General features: G+C 66.5%; 24 protein-coding genes. 12 read left to right on the plus strand and 12 right to left on the minus strand.

Going from position 1 to position 23664, the window contains the following annotated elements; translation table 11 throughout:
- Nucleotides 1-17: 17 nt before the first annotated feature.
- The gene (locus tag EXE63_RS25140) at nucleotides 18-755 is read left to right on the plus strand and encodes a GntR family transcriptional regulator (RefSeq protein WP_272955791.1); all 738 of its coding nucleotides are present in this window, start codon (nucleotides 18-20) and stop codon (nucleotides 753-755) included.
- Between the two features lie 74 nt (nucleotides 756-829).
- Here the strand turns inward: EXE63_RS25140 and EXE63_RS25145 are convergent, their stop codons facing one another.
- Nucleotides 830-1594 carry a TIM barrel protein gene (locus EXE63_RS25145; RefSeq protein ID WP_168144174.1) on the minus strand — a complete coding sequence of 255 codons (765 nt, stop codon included), beginning with the start codon at nucleotides 1592-1594 and terminating at the stop codon, nucleotides 830-832.
- Nucleotides 1591-2562 carry a Gfo/Idh/MocA family oxidoreductase gene (locus tag EXE63_RS25150; RefSeq protein WP_168144175.1) on the minus strand — a complete coding sequence of 324 codons (972 nt, stop codon included), beginning with the start codon at nucleotides 2560-2562 and terminating at the stop codon, nucleotides 1591-1593. The genes EXE63_RS25145 and EXE63_RS25150 overlap by 4 nt, the downstream gene beginning before the upstream one ends.
- A 93-nt stretch (nucleotides 2563-2655) precedes the next feature.
- Between EXE63_RS25150 and EXE63_RS25155 the strand changes: the two genes are divergently transcribed.
- From EXE63_RS25155 to EXE63_RS25175, 5 genes are all read left to right on the plus strand, one after another.
- On the plus strand, nucleotides 2656-3675 hold the full coding sequence (locus EXE63_RS25155; protein ID WP_168144176.1) for a LacI family DNA-binding transcriptional regulator: 1020 nt from the start codon (nucleotides 2656-2658) through the stop codon (nucleotides 3673-3675).
- A 138-nt stretch (nucleotides 3676-3813) separates the two neighbouring features.
- Nucleotides 3814-4800, plus strand: a complete 987-nt coding sequence (locus EXE63_RS25160) for a substrate-binding domain-containing protein (protein WP_168144177.1) — start codon at nucleotides 3814-3816, stop codon at nucleotides 4798-4800.
- Nucleotides 4801-4830: 30 nt separating this feature from the next.
- The gene (locus EXE63_RS25165; RefSeq protein ID WP_168144178.1) at nucleotides 4831-5886 is read left to right on the plus strand and encodes an ABC transporter permease; all 1056 of its coding nucleotides are present in this window, start codon (nucleotides 4831-4833) and stop codon (nucleotides 5884-5886) included.
- A 4-nt stretch (nucleotides 5887-5890) separates the two neighbouring features.
- On the plus strand, nucleotides 5891-6709 hold the full coding sequence (locus EXE63_RS25170; protein ID WP_168144179.1) for an ATP-binding cassette domain-containing protein: 819 nt from the start codon (nucleotides 5891-5893) through the stop codon (nucleotides 6707-6709).
- Between the two features lie 101 nt (nucleotides 6710-6810).
- Nucleotides 6811-7284 carry an SRPBCC family protein gene (locus EXE63_RS25175; protein ID WP_168144180.1) on the plus strand — a complete coding sequence of 158 codons (474 nt, stop codon included), beginning with the start codon at nucleotides 6811-6813 and terminating at the stop codon, nucleotides 7282-7284.
- 152 nt (nucleotides 7285-7436) lie between these two features.
- Here EXE63_RS25175 and EXE63_RS25180 read toward each other — a convergent pair whose 3' ends face one another.
- The 6 genes from EXE63_RS25180 to EXE63_RS25200 all read right to left on the minus strand — a co-directional run bounded on the left by EXE63_RS25180 (nucleotide 7437) and on the right by EXE63_RS25200 (nucleotide 10774).
- Complete coding sequence (locus EXE63_RS25180) at nucleotides 7437-8063, minus strand: DUF1326 domain-containing protein (protein WP_168144181.1); 627 nt, start codon at nucleotides 8061-8063, stop codon at nucleotides 7437-7439.
- Between the two features lie 13 nt (nucleotides 8064-8076).
- Nucleotides 8077-8436, minus strand: a complete 360-nt coding sequence (locus EXE63_RS33315) for a DUF2182 domain-containing protein (protein ID WP_272955792.1) — start codon at nucleotides 8434-8436, stop codon at nucleotides 8077-8079.
- On the minus strand, nucleotides 8397-8834 hold the full coding sequence (locus EXE63_RS33320; protein WP_272955793.1) for a copper chaperone: 438 nt from the start codon (nucleotides 8832-8834) through the stop codon (nucleotides 8397-8399). Before EXE63_RS33320 ends, EXE63_RS33315 begins: the two co-directional genes overlap by 40 nt.
- Nucleotides 8835-8937: 103 nt before the next feature.
- Nucleotides 8938-9132, minus strand: a complete 195-nt coding sequence (locus EXE63_RS25190; protein ID WP_168144182.1) for a ferredoxin — start codon at nucleotides 9130-9132, stop codon at nucleotides 8938-8940.
- Nucleotides 9129-9542: a nuclear transport factor 2 family protein gene (locus EXE63_RS25195; RefSeq protein WP_168144183.1), complete on the minus strand. Its 414-nt coding sequence runs from the start codon at nucleotides 9540-9542 to the stop codon at nucleotides 9129-9131. Before EXE63_RS25195 ends, EXE63_RS25190 begins: the two co-directional genes overlap by 4 nt.
- The gene (locus tag EXE63_RS25200) at nucleotides 9539-10774 is read right to left on the minus strand and encodes a cytochrome P450 (RefSeq protein ID WP_168144184.1); all 1236 of its coding nucleotides are present in this window, start codon (nucleotides 10772-10774) and stop codon (nucleotides 9539-9541) included. Before EXE63_RS25200 ends, EXE63_RS25195 begins: the two co-directional genes overlap by 4 nt.
- A gap of 135 nt (nucleotides 10775-10909) precedes the next feature.
- Between EXE63_RS25200 and EXE63_RS25205 the strand changes: the two genes are divergently transcribed.
- The gene (locus tag EXE63_RS25205; protein WP_209999984.1) at nucleotides 10910-12100 is read left to right on the plus strand and encodes a LuxR C-terminal-related transcriptional regulator; all 1191 of its coding nucleotides are present in this window, start codon (nucleotides 10910-10912) and stop codon (nucleotides 12098-12100) included.
- 508 nt (nucleotides 12101-12608) lie between these two features.
- Nucleotides 12609-13988 (plus strand): hypothetical protein, encoded by a 1380-nt coding sequence (locus EXE63_RS25210; protein WP_209999987.1) that lies wholly within the window; start codon nucleotides 12609-12611, stop codon nucleotides 13986-13988.
- A 69-nt stretch (nucleotides 13989-14057) separates the two neighbouring features.
- On the opposite strand, the gene EXE63_RS25215 is transcribed toward EXE63_RS25210, so the two are convergent.
- The 4 genes from EXE63_RS25215 to EXE63_RS25230 are packed head-to-tail and all read right to left on the minus strand — an operon-like array spanning nucleotide 14058 to nucleotide 18092.
- Nucleotides 14058-15041 (minus strand): Gfo/Idh/MocA family protein, encoded by a 984-nt coding sequence (locus tag EXE63_RS25215; RefSeq protein ID WP_168144185.1) that lies wholly within the window; start codon nucleotides 15039-15041, stop codon nucleotides 14058-14060.
- A complete protein-coding gene (locus tag EXE63_RS25220) occupies nucleotides 15038-15910 on the minus strand; it encodes a sugar phosphate isomerase/epimerase family protein (RefSeq protein ID WP_168144186.1) in 873 nt (290 codons plus the stop codon). Before EXE63_RS25220 ends, EXE63_RS25215 begins: the two co-directional genes overlap by 4 nt.
- A complete protein-coding gene (locus EXE63_RS25225; protein ID WP_168144187.1) occupies nucleotides 15907-16938 on the minus strand; it encodes a Gfo/Idh/MocA family protein in 1032 nt (343 codons plus the stop codon). The genes EXE63_RS25220 and EXE63_RS25225 overlap by 4 nt, the downstream gene beginning before the upstream one ends.
- Nucleotides 16935-18092 carry a phytanoyl-CoA dioxygenase family protein gene (locus EXE63_RS25230; RefSeq protein WP_168144188.1) on the minus strand — a complete coding sequence of 386 codons (1158 nt, stop codon included), beginning with the start codon at nucleotides 18090-18092 and terminating at the stop codon, nucleotides 16935-16937. Before EXE63_RS25230 ends, EXE63_RS25225 begins: the two co-directional genes overlap by 4 nt.
- A 196-nt stretch (nucleotides 18093-18288) precedes the next feature.
- On the opposite strand from EXE63_RS25230, the gene EXE63_RS25235 reads away from it, so the two are divergent.
- From EXE63_RS25235 to EXE63_RS25250, 4 genes are all read left to right on the plus strand, one after another.
- Nucleotides 18289-19290 (plus strand): LacI family DNA-binding transcriptional regulator, encoded by a 1002-nt coding sequence (locus EXE63_RS25235; protein ID WP_168144189.1) that lies wholly within the window; start codon nucleotides 18289-18291, stop codon nucleotides 19288-19290.
- Between the two features lie 126 nt (nucleotides 19291-19416).
- Entirely contained in the window at nucleotides 19417-20262 is an 846-nt protein-coding gene (locus tag EXE63_RS25240) for a PfkB family carbohydrate kinase (protein WP_209999990.1), read from the plus strand.
- A 313-nt stretch (nucleotides 20263-20575) separates the two neighbouring features.
- Nucleotides 20576-22504: a 2-oxoacid:acceptor oxidoreductase subunit alpha gene (locus EXE63_RS25245; protein WP_168144190.1), complete on the plus strand. Its 1929-nt coding sequence runs from the start codon at nucleotides 20576-20578 to the stop codon at nucleotides 22502-22504.
- Nucleotides 22501-23580: a 2-oxoacid:ferredoxin oxidoreductase subunit beta gene (locus tag EXE63_RS25250; protein ID WP_168144191.1), complete on the plus strand. Its 1080-nt coding sequence runs from the start codon at nucleotides 22501-22503 to the stop codon at nucleotides 23578-23580. The genes EXE63_RS25245 and EXE63_RS25250 overlap by 4 nt, the downstream gene beginning before the upstream one ends.
- Nucleotides 23581-23664 lie beyond the last annotated feature (84 nt).

Here is a 23664-nt window from a genome sequence, read left to right on the forward strand (position 1 = left end):
ATCGGCCGCAGATCGGAGTGGACGTGCCTTTAGCTGTTGAGCTCGACAGGTCCAGCCCTGTTCCCCTCTATTATCAGCTCGCTCAAGCGATCGAAGCGTCGATCCGCAACGGCGATCTGGCCCCGGGCGACCGTTTCGAGAACGAGCTGGCGCTGGCGAGCAGGCTCGCGTTATCGCGCCCGACGACCAGGCGCGCCATCCAGGAACTCGTCGACAAGGGCCTGCTGGTCCGTAAACGCGGCGTCGGCACCCAGGTCGTGCAGAATCCCGTGCACCGCCGGGTCGAGCTCACCAGCCTCTTCGACGACCTCGCGAAGTCCGGCCAGGAGCCGACGACGCAGCTGCTCGAATACCACTGCGGTACCGCCGATGAGGAGATCGCCGCCGAACTCAACCTCGGCAAGGACCATGAGATCGTCACAATCCAGCGTCTTCGCTGCGCCAACGGCGAGCCGCTCGCGGTCATGACGAACCATCTGCCCGTCGAGATCGCACCGGATGCCGAGGAGCTCGAGGCCAGCGGCCTGTATCAGGCCCTGCGCGGGCGTGGAGTGCACATCCGGCTGGCCCGGCAACGGATCGGCGCCAAGCCTGCCACCCGCAACGAGGCGCGGCTTCTCGACGAGAAGGCCGGTGCGCCGCTGCTGACCATGAGCCGGACGGCGTTCGACGACTCCGGTCGTGCGGTCGAGTTCGGTAGCCACTGCTATCGCGCGTCGCGCTACTACTTCGAGACCACGCTCGTCGACCGTTAGCTTCCTGCGATTTCGGCGTGATCGGACGCGGTCAACGCAACCGATCACGCCGCAACCGATCACGCCGAAATCGCTCAGGAGAAGGCCGCGCGGAACGCCTGCAGGGCCGCCGTGCTGTCGCTTTCGGCGTACGCCTCCATCCCGACGGTGCCGGCATAGCCGATATCGCGCAGTGCCTGTGCGACAGCGGGATAGTGGATCTCACCGGTACCGGGCTCGCAACGGCCGGGTACGTCGGCGACCTGGATCTCGCCGATCGCATCACCGCAGCGGCGCACGAGTTCGACGAGATTCCCTTCGCCGATCTGCGCGTGGTACAGGTCGAGCATCATCTTCACGTTCGGGTGCCCGACCCCCTCGATGAGCGCGAGCGTGTCCTTCGCGCGGGCCAGCGGCACACCCGGATGGTCGACGATGGTGTTGAGGTTCTCGACACAGAATGTCACCCCGGCGGCGGCCCCGAGTTCGCCGATGCGCTCCAGAGCACGTAGCGCCGTCGACCACATCTGACCGGTTGCGCGCTGGCGTGGGCGGGCGGCCTGGCCGTCGACGAGTTCCGCGGTGTGCAGATTGAGCCGCGGAACACCCAGCACCGCAGCGGCTTTGATGCTCAGCTCGGCAGTCCGGACCACCTCGTCGGCGCTCTCCGGGTCGATGAGGTCGCCGTGCAGGTAGCCGGTCATCGACGAGAACCGCGCGCCGGTCGCGGCCAGCGCGTCGAGGTCCTTGTCGTGCCAGCTCCAGATCTCCACGTCGAAGCCGAGCTCATCGATCCGCTTCACCCGGTCGAGCAGGGGCAACTCGGTGAAGACCATCTCCGAACAGACCGCCAGTCTCATGCCGGCACTCCGCTCAGCATCACAGGCGCCTTGGTCTCGATGGATTCACGGGCCGCCAATGCTATTTCGAGGGCAACGCGGGCGTCGGCCCCCGTCACGGACGGCTCGGAGCCTGCCAGCACGCTATCGGCGAAATGGGCGAACTGCGCGGTATAGGCGTCGGCGAACAATTCGGTGTTGATCCGGCCGGCGTGCTCGGGTGCCAGTCCGGCCTGCAGTACGCCGCCTGAGCCGAAGACCTCGCCGCGGATGTCGTAACCGTACACGGCCTGGAAGCTGGCTTCCGCGATCGCGAACGCGCCATTGTCGAACCGGATCTGCACCACGGAGGTGTCCCGGAAGCCCCGGTCGGCGAACTGCGGATGGACCAGCGCATCGGCCTGCGCGTATACCTCGGTGACCCGCGCGCCGGGATTGAGCCAGCACAGGGTGTCGAAATCGTGGATGAGCGTCTCGTTGAAGATCGTCCACGGTTTGACGCGGGCGGCGACCTCGGCGGAGATGCCGGGATCGCGGGTCAGGGAACGCAACAGCTGCGGGGTACCGATGTCGCCGGCATCGACACGCGCCCGCATGGCGGCGAAATCGGCGGCGAAGCGCCGGTTGAAACCGACCTGCAGTGCCACGCCGGCGGCGTGTGCCGCGGCGATGGCCCGGTCGGCGTCATCGAGTGTCAGCGCCATCGGCTTCTCGCAGAACACGTGCTTGCCCGCCTGTGCCGCCGCGACCACCAGGTCGGCATGGCTGGTGGCGGGGGAGCAGATGGCGACGGCCTGCACATCGGGATCGGCGATGAGCTCCAAGGGGTCCTGGTAGGCGCGTGCTCCCGAGAACCTTTCCGCTGCGCCGGGTACCGGATCGGCGACGGCGGCGAGTCGGGTGTTGGGCAGGCGCGCGGCAAGGGTCTCGGCATGGAAGCTGCCGATCCAGCCGGCGCCGATGAGGCCGAAGGACAACGGGGACGACATGGTGGACTCCGATCGACTAGAACGTTCTAGGGACGGTAAGCGGATCGGGCGTGTTTCGTCAACAATCTGCCTAGAACGTTCTAGAATCCCACCGTGCAACGACGCCCGACGCTGGAGGACGTGGCCACGCGCGCCGGTGTGTCGCGCGCGCTGGTTTCGATCGTCATGCGTGATGCGCCGGGTGCCAGCGAGCAGACGCGTGACCGGGTGCGCCGCGCCGCCGACGAACTCGGGTATCGGCCCGATCACCGGGCGCGCAGGCTGCGCCAGCTGCGCACCAAGCTCATCGGCGTCACCTTCACCGCCGGCCAGGAGTTTCATGCCGATCTCGTCGACGGTGTCTACGTCGCGGCCGAAGAGCTCGGCTATGACGTGGTGCTCAGTGCCATCACCCCGCACCGCGACGAGGCTCGCGCGCTACGCACGCTGATCGATGAGCAGTGCGAGGGTCTGGTGCTGATCGGCCCGCAGGCGCCGGCGCGGCGCCTCGCCGAGCTGGCCACGCGGGTACCGGTGGTGGTGCTGGCCCGCCGGATCCGCGGTGTCGACGCCGTACGCAGCGACGATGTCGTCGGCGCCCTCCTCGGCGCCGAGCACCTGATCGAGCTCGGCCATCACCGGATCGTCTATCTCGACGGTGGCCGGGCGCCCGGCGCGGCCGAGCGGCTGCGGGGCTGCCGGCGGGCCGCCGATGCCGCGGGAGTGGCGTTGGAGGTGCGTTCCGGTGGGCTCACCGAACGTGAGGGCGCCGCCGCGGCCACCGCCATGCTGGCCGAATCCGAGCTGCCCACGGCGGTATTCGCGTTCAACGACCGCTGTGCCCTCGGCGTGATAGATGTCCTGATTCGAGCGGGAGTGCCGGTGCCGCAACAGGTATCGGTGCTCGGCTTCGATGACAGCCCGCTTGCCGGGCTTGCTCACGTGGACCTGACCACGGTGCGCCAGGACGCGCTGGGCTTGGCGGCGTCGGCGGTGCAGCGTTTGGCCGGCCGCCTCGATGATCCGGACGGGCCTTGCGGGACGGTGGACGTGGTACGCGAGCCGGCGCTGGTCGTGCGGGGCTCGACGGGTGCCCCGCGGGTATCGGCCTGCGGAAACGGGTCGAGCAAATGACTTGCAGTCCTAATGTCAGGACAAAGTGTTGACTTTCCGGTGTGAGCCGTATTACATCAATCCTGCAGGCGTAGCGTCCGGCACTCGGTCCGCCGGGCCGATATGGGCGACACGGCGATCTTGAAACGAGGAGAGACAATGGCGTTGAAGCGGCTCGCGGTACTGGCCGGAGCGGGCGTAATGGCGTTGAGCATGGTGGCGTGCTCGTCCAGCGGCGGCAAGCAGGACGGCGCCGGCGAGGGTAGCGGCGGCGGCACCGTCGACACCCCGCGCATGACGATCGCGATGATCACCCACGAGGTGCCCGGTGACTCCTTCTGGGACCTCGTCCGCAAGGGCGCCGAGGCGGCAGCCAAGAAGGACAACATCGAGCTGCGCTACTCCAATGATCCCGAGGCGCCGAACCAGGCCAACCTGGTCCAGGCCGCGATCGACAGTGGAGTCGACGGCATTGCGGTGACTCTGGCCAAGCCCGATGCCATGCAAGCAGCGGTGAACGCCGCTGCGGACAAGGGGATTCCGGTCGTGGCCTTCAACGCGGGCATGGACTCGTGGAAGGCGATGGGCGTCAAGGAGTACTTCGGACAAGACGGGTTCATCGCCGGTCAGGGTGTCGGTGAGCGCCTCAGCGCCGAGGGCGCGACCAAAGCGCTGTGCGTCATTCAGGAGCAGGGTCACGTGGACCTGGAAGCCCGCTGTGCCGGTGTCAGGGACACCTTTCCGGCCACCGAGATCCTGAACGTCAACGGCAAGGACATGCCGTCGGTGGAGTCCACCATGACCGCCAAGCTCCAGCAGGATCCCAGCGTGGATTACGTCGTCACCCTCGGTGCTCCGTTCGCGCTCACCGCCGTTCAGTCGGCCGCGAGAGCCGGCAGTGACACCAAGATCGGCACCTTCGACACCAACGCCGCACTGGTGGGTGCCATCGAGTCCGGTGATGTGCAGTGGGCCGTGGACCAGCAGCCCTACCTGCAGGGCTACCTCGCCATCGACTCACTGTGGCTGTATCTGAGTAACGGCAACGTCCTCGGTGGTGGCGAGCCCACGCTGACCGGCCCCGCGTTCATCGACTCGTCCAACATCGAAGCGGTGGCCGAGTATGCGCAGCGCGGGACCCGGTGATGACGGTGCGGAGAAGGAAGGAGCGTCATGATGACTACCCAAACTGAGGTGGGCACCGCACCCAAGGTGGCCCGGGACGAACGTGTCAAGGAACGAAATCGGTTGCAGCGATTGCTGATCCGGCCCGAGGTGGGTGCGGCGATCGGCGCAATCGGGATCTTCGTGCTCTTCCTGGTCGTGGCCGAACCGTTCCGTGAGGCGGCCTCGTTGGCCACCGTGCTGTACGCCAGTTCCACCATCGGCATCATGGCCTGCGGGGTCGCGGTGCTGATGATCGGTGGAGAATTCGACCTATCGACCGGCGTCGCGGTGACTTTCAGCTCGCTGGCTGCGTCGATGCTGGCCTATAACCTGCACCTGAACCTGTGGGTGGGGGCGGCACTCGCGCTGGTCCTCGCGCTGGCGGTCGGCTTCTTCAACGGTTTCCTGGTGATGAAGACCAAGATCCCCAGCTTCCTGATCACACTGAGCACCTTCTTCATGCTCGCGGGCATCAACCTCGCCGTCACCAAGCTGGTGGCCGGCCAGGTGGCGACTCAGAGTGTCAGCGATATGGACGGCTGGGATTCCGCGCGCGCGGTGTTCGCCTCTTCCTTCACCGTTTTCGGGGTCAGCATCCGCATCACCGTGGTGTGGTGGTTGATCTTCACCGCGGTGGCAACCTGGGTGCTGTTCAAGACCAAGATCGGAAACTGGATCTTCGCGGTCGGTGGCGACAAGGACAGTGCTCGTGCAGTGGGTGTTCCGGTGACAGCGGTCAAGATCGGGCTGTTCATGTTCGTCGGGTTCTGCGCTTGGTTCGTCGGCATGCACCTGCTGTTCTCGTTCAACACCGTGCAGTCCGGGCAGGGCATCGGCAACGAGTTCTTCTACATCATCGCGGCGGTCATCGGCGGCTGTCTGCTGACCGGTGGCTACGGCACCGCCATCGGTGCCGCCATCGGTGCGTTCATCTTCGGCATGACCAACCAGGGCATCGTCTATGCGGGCTGGGATCCGGACTGGTTCAAGTTCTTCCTGGGTGGCATGCTGTTGTTCGCGGTGATCGCCAACAACGCCTTCCGTAATTACGCAGCGAAGAGGTGACCCGATGACCACAACAGTCGAAAAGGCCAGCAGCGAAACGCCATCGGGCGCCAAGGTACCGCTGGTCGAACTGAAGAACGTCGGCAAGTCCTACGGCAACATCACCGCGTTGAAGGACATCTGCCTGCGAGTGCACGCCGGTGAAGTGACCGGCATTCTGGGCGACAACGGTGCGGGAAAGTCCACCCTGATCAAGATCATCTCGGGGCTGCATCAGCAGACCGAGGGCGAGCTGCTCGTGGACGGAGAGCCGGCCTCCTTCGGTTCGCCGGCCGATGCGCTCGGCAAAGGGATCGCCACGGTGTACCAGAACCTGGCCGTGGTCCCGCTGATGCCGGTGTGGCGCAACTTCTTCCTCGGTCAGGAACTACGGAAGAAGTCGTTCCCGTTCTCGCTGGACGCCAACGCGATGCGCGCGACGACCCTGACCGAGTTGTCCAAGATGGGCATCGAACTGCCCGACGTCGATGTGCCGATCGGCTCACTGTCGGGCGGCCAGAAGCAGTGTGTGGCGATCGCGCGCGCCGTGTATTTCGGGGCCCGAGTGCTGATTCTCGACGAGCCGACCGCTGCGTTGGGTGTCAAGCAATCCGGTGTGGTGCTCAAATACATCACGGCGGCCAAAGAAGCCGGTTTCGGCGTGGTGTTCATCACCCACAACCCGCACCACGCGCACCTGGTAGGGGATCACTTCGTGCTGCTCAACCGCGGTCGGCAGAAGCTGGACTGCACCTATGACGAGATCTCGCTCGAGCACCTGACCCAGCAGATGGCGGGCGGCGATGAACTCGAGGCGCTCTCGCATGAGCTCGGACGCAAATAACGCCTGACGAAATCGGCGCGGTCCTCCGGTTGACCTCGGAGGGCCGCGCCGATTGCGTGGGCACCGTGTATCGCAGGCAGAGTCCGGGTATACGGGCCACCATGACCACGTCAACACTGAAGACAGAAGATGCCGGGCCGCGCACCGTGAGCCGCAGCGTCCAGGTGGCCGCGCCGGTCGCGGCGCTGTTCGACCAGATCGCCGACCCGCACCGACACCATGATCTCGATGGTTCGGGAACCGTGCGAGATGCCGACGTGAAGGGGCCGCACCGGCTCACCGAGGGTGACAAGTTCACCGTCGCCATGACGCAGTACGGCCTGCCCTACTCGATCACCTCTAAGGCCACCGCGGTACAGGAGAATCACCTGGTCGAGTGGGAGCACCCACTGGGTCATCGGTGGCGCTGGGAGCTCACCGAGGTGAGTCCCGGCACCACGAAGGTCACCGAGACATTCGACTATTCAACGGCCAAGGTGCCCTTCGTGGTGGAACTGCTCGGGTTCCACAAGAAGAACGCCGAGGGCATCGAGTCCACACTGACGGGTCTGGCCAGTCGCTACGAAACGCACTGAGTAACCGGGACGTACTCCCACGGCCGCGAGCCGATGAGACCTACATACCGCTCAACGACGGATTCAACTGGAGTCGACGGCTCCAGGTCGAGCGAAGGTGCGCGTGAGCGCCGCCGACGCCTACAGCTTCGCCATGCGGCGGGGTGCGCGGGTCAATTGTTGGACCAATCGAAGTCGTACAGGATCCAGTTCGTGTCCGTGAAACCGAGCCGAATGCCCTCGGCCTCGACCTGAAAAGTCCCGATCCCACACTCACCCTTGGTCCAGATGAAGCCGTCGGGCAGCACGATCTGAGCCTGGTGGGCCTCGCCGGTCACCGGGTTCTTGAAGGCATCCCCGGTGGCGCGACCATAACCCTCGGCCGTCATCGTGGTCTGCAGCCCGGTGCCCTCGAAGCTGATCGGAGCCTTGGCGAGCCCGACGACCTCGAAGGTCGTGCCGAGAATTCCCCACGGGTCGCCACCGAGCTGCCCGGTATAGATCTGGGACAGGCTCGAGATTTTTTCGTCGGTGGTATCCGGCTCGACGATGAACACTGCCTTGCCGTTTCCGTCGTGAATCGCTTTGGGCCAGTCGATCACTGCGATCGCCTTGACCCCGGAGAGGTCGACGTCGCCGCAGGATCCCTCCAGGATGTGGTTGCCGACCATTGCCTTGCAGCTGCCGTCCGGCGAGGTCGGAAAACCGTGGAAATTGCACCCGCAACCGGGCGCGCAGTTGCAGAACTCATATCCGCGTCCCTTCAGCTGCCACCGTGTGCGTTGTTCGGTCGTTGTCATTTTCACCCTCCAGCTAGACGAGATGGGTTACGAACGTGGGTTGCACCAGCAGCACCACCCCCAGCACAACAAGTGCCGCCCCGGTCACTCGGGCGAGCAGCTCACCGAACGGTGCGATCTTCTCCAGCACAATGAGCACCGCGAGAACCAGCATCCACACCAATTGCATTGTGCCGAAGGCAATGAGCACAGCCATTAACGTCCAGCAGCAGCCGACGCAGAACAGGCCGTGGTGGGCGCCGGCCACGAACGCCCGTGCCGGACGGTCGAGACGTTTGCCGTGGCGCAGGAAGAACGACATGGGCGATCGACAGTGCCGCAGACACATCGACTTCAGCGGCGTGAGCTGATACAGGCCGGCGACGATCGCCACCGTGCCGGCAACCCGCCCCGCCCAGGGACTGCCCTGCCCTGCATCAGGGGTGCTTCCAAGCGTCGCCACGCGAAGTACGCGGGAATGCCGACGAGGGTCCACAGTGCGATGTACCCCATGACGAACACAGCTACGGGTGCCACCTGGTCATTGGCGGCAGCGCGGGCATAGAGCCGGACAACGGGTACGACTGCGGGAAACATCATCGCCGCCATCATCGCCACCCATGCCACCAGGAAAGCTGCGAAGGACATCGTCGGCATCGGCTGCATGGACATGCCGCCGGTGTCCATGTCGCCGGCGCTGACCACCGACCACCACCAGCCCACGGCCGCCAGGGTCAGCAGCGCCACCGGCAGCCAAAGCTCAGCCCGGCCCGCCTTACGCTGTTCGCCCACGCTCACGTTGGTCCCGCCGTCGGTGCCTCAACCAGTATCGCACCGGCGGCACGCGAAGGGAACGGGCTTGCCTCAGGCGATGCTGCAACCGCCCGGGAGTTGATCAATCCTCGACGATACGAAGCGCGCCGGACGGACACATCCGCACCGCGTTGCGGGCGATGTTCTCACTCGCACGCGGCACCTGCTCGGCGATGAGCACCACGATGCCGTCCTCGTCCTGATCGAAGACCGCATCGGCGGTCATCACACAAACCCCTGTGGCCATGCATATCTCGCGGTCGCCGATGACCCTCAACGGGTGAACGCCTGTAGCGTGCGAGCCGAATTCATGAAATCCCGGAAGTACAGCCAGCGACCGTCGCGCAGCGTGATGATGTGCGCGAACTCCGACTCCCACTCGAAACCTGTTGCGAGCCGGCGGAACCGCTGGCGGCCCCACGCCGCCAGATCGTCACCCTGGGCGATGAACTTCCACGCCTGCATTTCGGTGATCGCGATATTCTCACCCACTGCGGTGAAGAACTCGACGGCTTCATCGATGCCTCGATAGTCGCCCGCGTACGGGATGGCGTCGACACCGTAGTAGGTGATGCGGACGTCCGGGTCCATCAGATCGAGAGCGGCCTGAAGATCACCTGCCGGCACCGCGGCGTAAATGGCCTTCGTCGCTTCGATATTGCGCGACTCGGTCACGGACGCGGTCATGAGAGGTGCAAGGGGAGACGGACGAAGGCATGGGTCAGCAGGCTCGCGGTCTGCTTGGTGCCGGGATCGTCGGTCAAGGCGATGGTCTGGTACCTGTCCAGAACCGCATTGATCACGGCCACGACTTCCAGGCGTGCCAGTGCGGCGCCGAGACAGAAGTGCAGGCCGTGCCCCATCGACAGCTGCTGGCGGATGTTGGGTCGGTCGATGTCGAGCACGTCGGGGTCGGCGAACACGGCCGGGTCGCGATTGGCCGAACCGAAGAACAGCGCCACCCACTCGCCCTTGCGGATCAACTTCCCCCCGATCTCGACGTCGCGGGTGGCGATGCGGAAGAGCCGCTGCGGCGGCCCGTCCAGTCGCATCGACTCCTCGACGAAGACGTTGACCAGGGCGCGGTCGGCACGCATCCGTGCGCAGACCTCGGGTTTGCGTGCCATCGCGTGCAGCAGGTTGCCGATCAGGAACGTGGTGGTCTCACTACCGGCGACCACCAGCGTGACGCAGAACCGGACGATCTCCTCGGGGGTGAGACGTTGTCCGTCGATCTCGGCGCGCAGCAGCGCCGAGATGAGGTCCTCGGCATCCTCGACATCACCGCTGGGTGGGCTCTCGGCCAACCGTGCGGTGTGCTCGGCAAGCCGGGTGGCGAACGTCGTCACCATCTCCTCATTGCTGGACATGCGTTCCTCGGGGGTCAGCGATGAGGAGAGCATGAACGCGTTGGCCCACTGCTTGAATCGGACGTGGTCCCCGTCGGGCAATCCGAGCAACCGCACCATTGCGCGGGTGGGAATCTCGGCGGCGAACTCCATCATCTCGACATCGCCATCGCCGAGCTCGTCGAGCAGCCGCGGTACCAGTTCACCGAGCCAGCCCTCGAGCCGCTTGACCCGGCGCGGCGAGAACGCCTGGCTCACCAGCTTCCGTTCGACCTCGTGTTTGGGCGGGTCGGTGTTGACGAGCATCAGGCTCGGTGCCGACGACGCCTCTTGGAGCGGGTCACGCGACGAGAACGTCGTGCTGTCCCGGGCGGCTTCGAAGATCTGGTCGTAGCGAAACAACGCCCACGCCGTGACGGGTTCATCGGCTCCGGGAATCGTTCCCGGCGGCCAGTCCCGGTAGCCCGCCACCGGCGACGCCGGCCGCAGTGTGTCGTACAGCGGGTACGGGTTGGCGATGCCCTGCGCGGTGGTCAGCAGATCCAGAGCCGAGACAGTGGTGGATGACATGGTCTTCAGCCTCTGACAGCGCGCGCGCCGAAACGATCCCCCGTAGGGGAGGACTCGTGCCCCCAAGGGAGGCCAATTCCGGCCTTGTCGGGAAAACCACCGCACCTGCCCGCCGTATCGGAGGACAGTCGAACCGTGACCGACATCTCCGAGACGCCCTCCATCGGTGATCTGGCCGACGGTGACCACCCGGGCTGGGCGTCGCGGCAGCCGGGGGAATCCGCCGCTGCCCGGCGCTACCGGGAGATGTTCGAGTGTTGTGACATCGACCCGACCGACGACCCGATGACCGTGGTGGCCGAAGCGGTCGACGCGAAGGTGACGGTGGTGCGCGGCGCGTTGGAAGCACTCGGCGACGAGGCGGCACTCAACGCGCTCGAGGCGGTGCTGGACCTCGCGTCGATGGAGCGTGAGCTGATCGAGGACGGTGCGCGGCGGCGCACCTTCGCGCTGCTGCAGGTGCAGGAAGCGCTCAGCAAGCTGCGCGTCGTCGACGATGTCGCCACCATCGTCGACCGGGCGCCGCGCGAGCTGGTCGAGTCCTGCGGGTTCGACCGCGCCGTGCTCTTTCGCGTGCACGAAAGCCGGATGGTGATGGAGTCGGCGTACTTCGGCGATGACCGTGACGGGGCGGAGAAGATGGTCGCCTTCGCGCAGTCGGTGGCTCCGCCGCTCAACCACATGCTGCTCGAGACCGAGATGATTCGCAGGCATGCACCCGCGATCGTGCGTGACGCCCGCAATGATCCGCGCGTGAACCGGCCCATCGTCGACTTCTCGATGACCCACTCCTACGTGGCCGCGCCGGTGATGCCGACGGGCAAGGTGATCGGGTTCCTGCACGCTGACCGGCTCTACTCGGGCCGTCTGGTGGACGAAATCGACCGCGACACGGTGTGGGCCTTTGCCGAGGGTTTCGGATATGCCTACGAACGCACGGTGCTGTTGGAGAGAACGCGTCGCCAGCATGCCGAGGTGCGGCGCGCATTGAACGCGGCCGACGAGGCCGTGCGTGCGTTGCAGGACGCGGATCTGGACCTGCGCAAGATCGAACCGGTGGAGCGCAGCCCGGCCGCGCAATCGTTGGCCGAGGTTCACACCCGGGTGCTGTCGATGCTGACACGTCGCGAGATCGAGGTGCTCCGCCTGATGGCCGCCGGCCGGACCAATCAGCAGATCGCCGACGAACTCGTGATCTCGACGGGAACGGTGAAGTCGCACGTCAAGCGTGTTCTGCGAAAACTGCGGGCCACCAACCGTGCCGAGGCTGCGTCCGCGTACGTGCGGTTGGCAAGCGCCCCGGCACAAGGCGGCCAGCTGCACTGACCGACGCCGGCGTTCGGGTGGCGCGTGCGGCGGAGAGCACTGATCCGGGGTGCTGCGGAAAGTCGCCGTGGGTGACATCTGTTTGCCAATATTTACGCAAAAGTCAATTTCTTGACGACCGCCCTCCATGGCGTCGACCGTTGCCGGCTGCCCGCAGGATGCCGCAGTTCCTCAGCAAACGTTGAGCCTGGGCGAGCGGTGCGCCGACGCCACAGGTAGGCGTGAACTGGGAATATTGCAATAACAAATATGCCTGGCGGCGAGCGGCTTCCTGGGACGCGGGTGCCGAAACGGGCGTCGGTCCCTTTGCGTGTCATGGTTGCCCACGCGAACACTGTTGCGCACCAGGGGGATCGCGCCGTGAACAACCGGGGCGCGCCGGGCATTTGCCGGGCCGTGTGGCGTCGATGGCGCCGGGTTCTTTCTTGACATAAAGCACCCACTTGTCAACTTACTTCTGAGTAAATTACTCACCGTTCACAAATGTGTGCACACCAGAGGAGGATCCATGCACGCTGCAATCAGGCCATACCTGGCAACCGGAGTCGCGTTGGTGGGAGCCGCGTCCATCGCGGTCATGCCCGTCCAACCGTCGAACCCGTTGCTCACCGTTCCGGCGGTTCCGGCCATCTCGTCGCAGGCCTTCACGCTCACCGCGCAGACCAACCCCATCGCACTGTGGGCAAGCGTCTTCAATGACGCGATCACCAACGTCGGCGCGCTGGGTGGGGACGTGCTCTCCGACCCCGCGCCGGTCGTGCGCCAGCTCCTCAAGAACCAGCTCGGATACCTGGGCACCGCGGTCGGTGCCGGCAAGTCGATGGTGGACGGGGCCGTTCAGTACCTGACCCCGAGCAACCCCTACAGCCTTCCCGCCGGCATCGAAACGGCCGTCGGGCAGCTGCGGTCGGGTCAGATCGCGGAAGCTTTCATCACCCTTTCGCAGACGCTCATCTCCACGCCCGTCGGCATGATCATCGGACTGCCACTGGCTGGTTCGGGTCTGCTGGATGTTCCGGCGAAAATAGCCCAGAATCTGACCGACGCGCTGTCCGCGGCGCTTTCCCTCAGCAACGCGCTGCCGCTGCTGTCGGGCGCGATGGGTCCGGCCATCGGCGCCATCGACGCCCTCGGTGAATCACTGCAAGACGTTGTCCAGGCCTTGGGCAGCGGTCGCCTCGTCGAGGCGCTCACGGCGGTGATCAACATCCCCGCGCAGCTGACCTCGGCAGTGCTCAACGGCTACACCGATGTCCAGGGCACCAAGGTCCCGGGCTTGCTGACCTTCAGTGCTGATCCGTTCAGCGGCGGTCTGCTGCAGACGCTTCTTGTGACGATTCCGCGCGCCATCGCGACGGCCCTGGGCGCTGCCCCGGCCGTCGAGCCGGCGGGCGCCGCAGCCCTCAGCGCGGCCTCTGCGCCGCCCGCTGCGTCCGCGACGGTGGTCACGCTGAGCGTGTCTGCAGCCGAAAGCCCAGCGGTGGCAGATGACGTCGACGAATCAACGATCGACGCGGAGTCGGGTTCCATCGGTCCGGACGCTGTGGAGGTGCAGGCGCCCGTTGCGGCCCCGGACCCCGAGCCTGCCACCGAGATCCCCGCCACCGACGTCGCTGATGACGTCGACGCGGCCGAGCCCACGGACGGGGAGGAGCAGCCGGCTGACGGTGCGGCCACCGAAACCACCGACGGTGTGTCCGAGGACGGCGAACCGAAGGCCGATGAGACCGAATCCGCGGATTCGAGCGACCTCGACGCCGAGGCGGACGACTCCGAGGTCGCCGACGCAAAGGTCACCGGGACGCTACGCGGCGCCAAGAGCGCAAAGGACGGCGCACGCAGCGCCGCCAGTGTCCGGACGGCAAAGCGCATTTCCGCACGGGGGTAACACATCCCAGGCCGCGTCGCGGTTGACGGCGCAGGTCCCGGTTCCACTCAGGGCCTGCGTCCGTCACTTCTACCTCGGGTCGAGGCCGGCCGCCCGGTAGGCCGCGTCCACCAATGCCATATTGGCCACCGCGTCATCGACCCCGAACGGCAGCGGCGCACCGCTCTGCACGTGCGCGGCGAAAGCTTCCAGCTGATGGCTGTAGGACGGCCGGGTGCCGTGTCGCTCGACGGTGGTGCCGCCGCCGGCCGTGGTCAGGGTCAGCCGGTCGTCGGCGGCGGGGTGGATGAAATCGTGCACGAAGGCCTCACCGGCGCTGCCGATGATCTTCAACGTGAACGAATAGCCCGGCGCCACCATCGAATTGGTGGACAGTCCGGTTGCTCCATTGGGGAATTCGAGCTCGACATCGCAGCGTGCGTCGACACCGGGGGAGCGCAGTTCGGCGCGCGCCCGGGTAACGGCCGGATCGCCCGAGCCGAGCCTGCCCAGGCTCCGCATGATGTGCAGGCCGTAACAGCCGAGGTCCATCAGCGCGCCGCCGGCCAGATCCAGTGACCAGCGCGGATCGTCGTCGCCGGGTGCGGGCATCGCCATCCGGACCTCGACCCGGCGGATCTCACCGAGCTCACCGTCACCCGCCAACCGGAACGCCCGGCGGGTCACCGGGTGGAAAAAGTAGTGGAACCCCTCCAGTACGGGCACTCCGGCGGCATCGGCGGCTCGGGCCACCCGAACCGCCTCGCAATGATCGCGGGCAAACGGCTTTTCGCTCAGCACCGGCTTGCCCGCCGCGATGGCGGCGAGATTCCACGGCGCGTGCAGTGCGTTGGCCAGCGGGTTGTAGATCACGTCGACCTGCGCGTCGTCGATCACGTCCTGGTAGGAATCCAGCACGCGCTCGACGCCGTACTTGTCGGCGAAGGTCTCGGCGCGACGGCGGTCCCGGGCCGCCACGGCCACCAGACGGTGACCGAGTTCGGCCGCGGGACCGACGATCGCGACCTCCGCGATCCGGGACGCGCCGAGCACCCCGATGCGGAGTGGGCTCATCCAGTCACGCTGTTCAGATACGCGACGCTGGCACGCACATCGGCCAGCGGTCCGTCACCGCCGGGCGCACCCTCGAGGATGGTGTCCTGTTCCATCACGAACCAGCCGTCGAAGCCGTTGTCGCGCAAGATGCGGACGATAGCTGCTATATCAATGTCGCCGGTTCCCAGCGGCGTGTACATCCCGGCCTTCACGGCATCGGTGTAGCTCAGCTCCCCGGACTGCACCTTGGCGGCCAGCGCGGCGTCCACATCCTTGAGGTGGGTGTGGGCGATGCGCTGCGGTACCGCTTTGGCCAGCTCCAACGGATCGGTGCCGCCGATGAGCAGGTGCCCGGTGTCCAGGCACAGCGGAATCGTCGATCCGGCCAGCACCCGGTCCACCTCGGCGCGGGTTTCGACCATGGTGCCCACATGCGGGTGCAGGACCGCGAGCAGACCCCGGTCGGCGACGATCCCGGCCAGCCTGTCCAGATTGGTGAGCAGGGTGGCCCATTGCGATTCGTCGAGGACCGGACGCGAATCGTAGCCGTCGGCGCCCGTCGCGGCGGCCAGCACCACCACGCCGGCGCCCGCGGCCACCAATGAATCGAGTGGTCCGGCAAGGTCGTCGGCAGGATCATGGTCGGCCTTGTGGAGCACGACCGGGACGAAGCCGCCCACGCAAGCGAGTTCATGCTGCGCCAGAACGGATTTCAGCTCTTCGGTGTCGGTGGGCAGGAATCCCTCCGGCCCCAGCTCGGTGGCGGTCAGCCCGACACCGCGCATCTCGGTCAGCACACGGTCGGGTTCGAGCTGGAAACCCCAGCCGGGTACCTCGCACACGCCCCAGGAAATGGGTGCACCGGCGATCTTGACAGCGGCGGTCATGCTTTGCTTATCTCCTTTTTAACCGACTCAAGTGCTACCGGGACACCCCGGCGCAGGGATTCGGTGGCGGCTTCGGCCAGCCAGGCCACCTCGACGGCGTCGGCGACGGTCGCGCCGCGGACCGGTCCGCCCTCGGCAACCTCGACGAAACCGGCCAGCTCGGTGCGGAACGCCTCGGTGAAGCGGTCCATGAAGAAGTTGTGTGCCGGACCGGTCGGGAAGTCCGACGGATCAGACAGGCGCGGGTCCGTGTTCAGCAGCGGCACACCGTGATCCCAGCCGGCGGCGACGCTGTCGACGAAACCGTGCACCTCGAGGCGGCAGTCGTAGCCGCGGGCGTTGTAGCGGGCGTTGGAGACGACGCCGAGTGCGCCACCGTCGAAACGCACCACCACTGCGGCCGAATCGACGTCGCCGTATTCGGCGAACAACGGGTCGCCCTGCACCGTTCCGGTGGCGTACACCTCGACGGCGTTCTGGCCGGTGATCCAGCGGATGGTGTCGAAATCGTGGACGGCGCAATCCCGGAAGATGCCACCGGAGCCCTTGATGTAGTCCATCGGCGGGGGAGCGGGGTCCATCGAGGTGCTCCGCACGGTGTGCAGGATGCCCAACGTGCCCGCGTCGACGGCACTCTTGGCCGCGGCGAAGGCGGCGTCGAAGCGCCGCTGGTAGCCGACCTGGACCGGAACGCCGGAGCGGCTGATGATCTCGGCGACCCGCGCACTCTCGGCGGCCGTGGAGGCGATCGGTTTCTCGCAGAACGTCGGGATACCGCGCTCGACGGCCGCCAGGGTGAGCTCGGCGTGCGCCGGGGTGGCCGCGGCCACCACCACGCCGTCGACGCCCGAGGACAACAATTCCTCGACGGAACCGACGGCCTTGGCGCCGTGCTTGGCAGCCACCGATGCCGTCACGTCGGCGCGTTCATCGGTGATCACCAACCCGTCGATTCCGGGCAGCCCGGAAAGGGTTTCGGTGTGGAATGCGCCGATGCGGCCCAGTCCGATCACGCCGATGGTGGTCATGGGGTTCTCCGTTCGTTTTGTGCGGTGAGTACGTCATCGAGTTGGGCGGGCGTGAGCCCGTCGGCCAGGGCAGCCAGCACGGTGTCGACCTGGCTGGGTGGGGCGAGGCTGCCGATGGGCTGGTCGCTGTCGAGGTTGGTCGGGAACGCGTAGCCCTCGGCGGTGGCATTGACGATGTTGGCCAGGTCGGCGGGCGGCCGGCCGGCCTGCTGCATCTGTAGCAGTGCGGGGTACACGGCCTTGACCATCGCGGTGCGATCCAGTGATTCCATCGCGCGACCGAAGGGCGACGAGATCTGCAGCAGGTTGGCCATCCGGCTGATATCGGCCGACGTGTTTTCTCCCGCACCGTGATAGAGCGCCGGATTGAAGAACACCGCGTCACCCTTGCGCAGCGGCACCTGGACGTGATGCTCGGCGAAGAACTCGATGAACTCGGGCCGGTAGAACGCGATATAGCCGGCTTCGAACCGCTGCGAATACGGCAGCAGCATCGTCGGCCCGCTCGCCAGCGGCATATCGCAATGCGCGACCGCACCCTGCAGCGTCAGTGCCGCGGACATCCGGTGCAGGTGTGCCGGATACTGCGCCAGCTGGTCGGCATCGACGAAGCCGAGATGGTAGTCCCGGTGCGGAACCTGCGCGGCGCCGCCGGGATTGACGACGTTCACCTGCGAGGTCACCTGATAGCGCGGACCGAGCCAGGCCTGCGACACCAGCGCCAGGGTGTCGGCGGCGTAGTACTCGGCGTACGCCTCGGGAGCGTGCAGGGCGAGTTTCTGCGCGGCGTTCCAGACCCGGTCGTTGGCCCCGGCCGCACCGAAGTGGTCTCCGGCCGCGCCGCCCCGAGCGCGCTGGGCGGCGATGATGTCGTCGAACGCCGCGGAGACCCGGTCGGTGACCGCACCATCGAAGGCGTTCTCGAAGACCACGACGCCGGGCCCCTCGCTGAGCGCGCGGATCACCTCGGACTGCAGCGCCCGGCGATCGGCCGCGGCGATGCCGGCCGCCGAGTACACCAGGACGTTGCGCCGGACGTCGACGGCGTGCGGGTAATCGGCCAGATCGGTGTCGCGCAGCACCTGACGACGGAACTCATCGAGGTCGCAGGCGGACTCGGTGATCCACTCGGAGGAGGTGAGCGACGCGGGCATGGCGGTTAGTCTTGCTGTGATACCCACCGCAATCAACAGCAAAAAGCCATCAAAAAACCATCACATAGCGTCACCATCCAGTCGCGAGCAGACGCGAATGGCCCCGGAAGCTCGACAATGTGGGCCATTGACGTTCCCCCGCAAGCGGGAGGTGCCCCCAGCTCGGGGAGAACTCGCGGGAGAGAGGCGCCGCACGATGCACCGCTACAAGGTTCGCGAGATCGCTCAGCAATCCGGGCTGAGCGAGGCGACCGTCGACCGGGTCCTCAATGCCCGGCCCGGCGTCCGGGAGAACACCCGCGCCGAGGTCATGCAGGCCATCGCCGACCTGGACAAGCAGCGAGCCCAGCTGCGGCTCAACGGTCGCCGCTACCTGATCGACGTGGTGATGCAAACCCCGCAGCGGTTCTCCGATGCGTTCCGGTCGGCGATCGAGGCCGAACTGCCCGCCTTCGCCCCGGCCGTACCGCGGGCCCGGTTCCATCTGTGGGAGTCGGGCTCGGCCGCGCAGACCGCCGAGGTGCTGGCCCGCATCAAGGGCAGCCACGGTGTCATCCTCAAGGCCCAGGACGAACCCGAGGTCGCCGAGGCCGTGGACCGGCTCGTCGCCTCGGGCGTGCCGGTGGTCACCTACAGCACCGACGTGGCCAACAGCGACCGCTGCGCCTACGTCGGCATCGACAACCACGGTGCCGGCATGACAGCGGCGTTCCTGGTGGACCAGTGGCTCGGTGACGCGTCGTCAGGAGTGCTGATCACGTTGAGCCGCACGGTATTCCGTGGTGAGGGTGAGCGCGAGGTCGGGTTCCGGTCCGGCCTGCGCGGTACTGGGCGCGACATCGTGGAGGTCAGCGACAGTGACGGTATCGACGCCACCACCGAACGGCTGGTGCTCGACGCGCTGAAACGTCATCCCGGGATCGAGGCCGTCTACTCGCCGGGGGGCGGCAATGACGCGACCGTCCGGGCATTCGAGAGATTGGGGCGGGAGTGCAGAGTCTTTGTTGCCCACGATCTCGATGTCGACAACCGCAGGCTGCTGCGCGCGGGCAAGCTCTCGGTGGTCCTGCACAACGATCTGCGCGCGGACGCCCGCCTGGCCATCCGGGTCATCTTCGCCCAGCACCGCGCCCTTCCCGAGGAACCGGTGCGGCCCACTCCCATCCAGGTCATCACCCCGTACAACCTGCCTGGGTGACGATCGGCACAGGCCCGCGAAGGCTGCGGAATCGCTGAAAGGGTGCCGCGCGGACTACCATTTCCGCGCACGGCCACGTCACCATGTGCCGACGACAGGACAAACCACAAGCAGGGGAATCGATTGATGGCGCCAGAGCTCGTCCCGGGCGTGACAGTGCTGGGGAACCTGGCCATCGACGTCATCAACGGAGCTCCGCCGAGCCCGGGTGGGTGTGCTTCGTTCGCCGGTGTGGCGCTGGAAGCCGCACCGGGCACCGCGCACATCGTGGCGATGGGCGAGGAAAAGCACCATGAACTCTTCGACCCAGTGCTGGAGCGGTTCGGCTCCCTGGTGCGGCTGCTGCCGTCGGACCGCACCAGCGGATTCAGCCTGGACTACGACGACACCGACCACCGGCACATGGGCGTCCAGGCGATCGGCCCGGTGTGGACCCCACGCGATGTCGACACCGACGATCCCCGCACCACGTGGATCCATCTGGCCCCGCTGCTGCGCACCGATTTCCCCGCCGAAACTCTCGCTCATCTGGCGGCCCGTGGGCACCGGATCGCCTACGACGGCCAGGGCCTGGTGCGCGCGGATCACGTCGGTCCGCTCAAACTGGACCGGCACTTCTCCCCGGAGCTGCTGCGCCACCTCGATGTGCTGAAGCTCGCCGAGGACGAGGCCGTCATCGTCGCCGACGGCGCCTTCGACATCGCGACGGCCCAGGCGCTCGGGGTGCCCGAGATCCTGGTGACCTATGGCTCCGAGGGCTGCGACATCTACAAGGACGGCGCTGTCGTGCGGGTTCCCGCGGCGTGGCGCGTGATGGACGTGCAGACGACCGGCGCCGGCGACATGTTCACCGCCTGTTACGTCGCCCACCGGGCTGCCGGGGCCGACCCCCGGCGCGCCGTCGAGGTCGCCAGCGAACTGGTGGCCCGCGAATTGCAGAAGCGTGTCCAGGTGCGCTCGGCACCGGCGTAGGCCGCGCCGGTTGAAACGATCCACTTGACACCCGTCAAGTTCGACCGGCAGAGTGCTACTGCGCGGTAACCAGTTCCTTAGAGAATGACATTCTCCAAAAGTGATGAAGACCACATCACGACGGGAACCCGGAGTGCTTCACTGCGCTGAACAGGCAGTTCTTCTGGACGAAACCCGCGTGTCGCCGGCCCGCCCGGCATTGGTCACCCTAAGAGAAGTGCCATACTGGTTACCGGCAGTGACACCAAAAGTTTTTGATGCAAACGCCCCGCGACTGAAGCGCGACTCGCGCGGGTGTGAAAGGCAGGAAGTCGTGGCTCAGAACGGCAACGCGGGGACTCCCCGGCAGAAGCTGGAAAAGGTGGTCATCCGCTTCGCCGGTGACTCCGGTGACGGCATGCAGCTCACCGGTGACCGGTTCACGTCTGAGGCCGCGCTCTTCGGCAATGACCTTGCGACGCAGCCCAATTACCCCGCGGAGATCCGCGCACCTCAGGGAACTCTGCCCGGTGTGTCGTCCTTCCAGATCCAGATCGCGGACTACGACATCCTGACCGCCGGCGACCGTCCCGATGTTCTCGTCGCGATGAATCCTGCCGCACTGAAGGCCAACGTGGGGGACCTACCTCGCGGCGGCCTGATCATTGCCAACTCCGACGAGTTCACCAAGCGCAACTTGGCCAAGGTCGGCTACGACGCCAACCCGCTGGAGAGCGAGGAACTGTCCGACTACGTCGTGCAGTCGGTGGCGATGACGACCCTGACCCTGGGTGCCGTCGAGGCGATCGGCGCGACCAAGAAGGACGGCCAGCGCGCCAAGAACATGTTCGCCCTCGGCCTGCTGTCGTGGATGTACGGCCGCGAGCTGGAGGCCAGCGAGGCCTTCATCCGGGAGAAGTTCGCCCGCAAGCCCGAGATCGCCGAGGCCAACGTGCTGGCGCTCAAGGCGGGCTGGAACTACGGCGAAACCACCGAGGCGTTCGCCGTCACCTACGAGGTGGGCCGGGCGAAGCTCAAGACCGGCGAATACCGGCAGATCTCGGGTAACACCGCGTTGGCCTACGGTGTCGTGGCCGCGGGACAGCTCGGCGATATCCAGGTGGTGCTGGGCACCTACCCGATCACCCCGGCGTCGGACATCCTGCACGAGCTGTCCAAGTACAAGCACTTCAATGTGCTGACCTTCCAGGCCGAGGATGAGATCGCCGGAATCGGCGCCGCCATCGGTGCGTCCTACGGCGGTGCGCTCGGCGTCACCAGCACCTCGGGCCCCGGTGTCTCACTGAAGTCCGAGGCCATCGGCCTCGCGGTGATGACGGAACTGCCGCTGCTGGTCATCGACGTGCAGCGGGGCGGCCCGTCCACCGGTCTGCCGACCAAGACCGAGCAGGCCGATCTGCTGCAGGCGCTGTACGGCCGCAACGGCGAGTCGCCGGTCGCGGTGCTCGCGCCCTGCTCACCGTCGGACTGCTTCGACATCGCGGTCGAGGCGGTGCGGATCGCCATCGGTTATCACACGCCGGTGATCATCCTGTCCGACGGCGCGATCGCCAACGGTTCCGAGCCGTGGCGTATCCCGGACATCAGCACCTACCCGGCCATCGAGCACACCTTCGCCAAGTCCGGCGAGCCGTTCGAGCCCTACGCGCGCGACCCGGAGACCCTGGCCCGTCAGTTCGCAGTGCCGGGCACACCGGGCCTGGAGCACCGCATCGGAGGGCTGGAGGCGGCCAACGGCTCGGGCAACATCTCCTATGAGCCCAAGAACCACGATCTGATGGTTCGGCTGCGGCAGCTCAAGATCGACGGCATCACGGTGCCCGATCTGGAGGTCGACGACCCGGATGGTGACGCCGAACTGCTGTTGCTCGGCTGGGGCAGCTCTTACGGCCCGATCGGCGAGGCCTGCCGGCGCGCCCGTCGCAGCGGTATCAAGGTCGCGCACGCTCAACTGCGCTACCTCAACCCGTTCCCGTCGAACCTCGGTGAGGTGCTGCGCCGCTACCCGAAGGTGGTCGTGCCGGAGATGAACCTCGGCCAGCTGGCGCTGCTGCTTCGCGGCAAGTACCTGGTCGACGTGCAGTCGGTCACCAAGGTCGAGGGTATGGCGTTCCTGGCCGACGAGGTCGAGGGCATCATCGGCGCGGCGATCGACGGGACGCTGCGCGAGAAGGAAACTGACAAGGCCAAATTCGCCCGGCTGGCCGCGGCCACCGTGGAATCTGTGGGAGCGAGCGCATGACCGATCTGATCGGCTCTGACCTGGGCTTGACCGAAGCCCTCAGCAAGACTGCGCTGGTACCGACGACGGACCAGCCGCAGAAGGGCAAAGACTTCACCAGTGACCAGGAGGTCCGCTGGTGCCCGGGTTGCGGTGACTACGTCATCCTCAACACGATCCGTAACTTCCTGCCGGAGCTGGGGCTGCGCCGCGAGAACATCGCGTTCGTCAGCGGCATCGGCTGCTCCAGCCGGTTCCCGTACTACCTGGAGACCTACGGCTTCCACTCGATCCACGGTCGGGCGCCGACCATCGCCACCGGTCTCGCGCTGGCTCGTGAGGATCTGTCGGTGTGGGTGGTCACCGGTGACGGTGACTCGCTGTCCATCGGCGGAAACCACCTCATCCATGCTCTGCGACGCAATATCAACATCACGATCCTGCTGTTCAACAACCGGATCTACGGCCTCACCAAGGGGCAGTACTCGCCGACGTCCGAGGTCGGCAAGGTCACCAAGTCCACGCCGATGGGCTCGGTGGACTACCCGTTCAACCCGGTGTCGCTGGCACTGGGCGCCGAGGCCACCTTCGTCGGACGTGCACTGGACTCCGACCGCAAGGGGCTGACCGAGGTGCTGCGCGGTGCCGCGGCCCATCGTGGTGCCGCCCTCGTCGAGATCATGCAGGACTGCCCGATCTTCAACGACGGTTCGTTCGATGCACTGCGCAAGGAAGGCGCCGAGGACCGGCTGATCAACGTCACCCACGGTGAACCGATCACGTTCGGCGCCGACGGCGAATACGCAGTGGTGCGGTCAGGGTTCAGCCTGGAGGTCGCCAAGACCGCCGACGTACCCGCCGATCAGATCGTGGTGCATGACGCGACGATCGACGACCCGGCGTACGCCTTCGCGTTGTCGCGGCTGTCCGAGCAGAACCTCGATCACATGGTGATGGGCATTTTCCGCCAGGTGAACAAGCCGACCTACGACGACGCCGCGCGCCAGCAGATCAGCGCGGCCCGCGAGGCCAAGGCGCACGACACGGCCGCACTGCAATCGCTGCTTCGCGGCAAGGACACCTGGTCGGTCGACTAACGTCAGCTAGGTGACCGGATCCCAGGGGCCCTCAGCAGACGCGGGCCTGGCTGGGATCGTGCTGGCCGGCGGCGCTTCGCGCCG

It is taken from the genome of Mycolicibacterium frederiksbergense, from assembly GCF_012223425.1.
GTDB lineage: Bacteria > Actinomycetota > Actinomycetes > Mycobacteriales > Mycobacteriaceae > Mycobacterium > Mycobacterium frederiksbergense.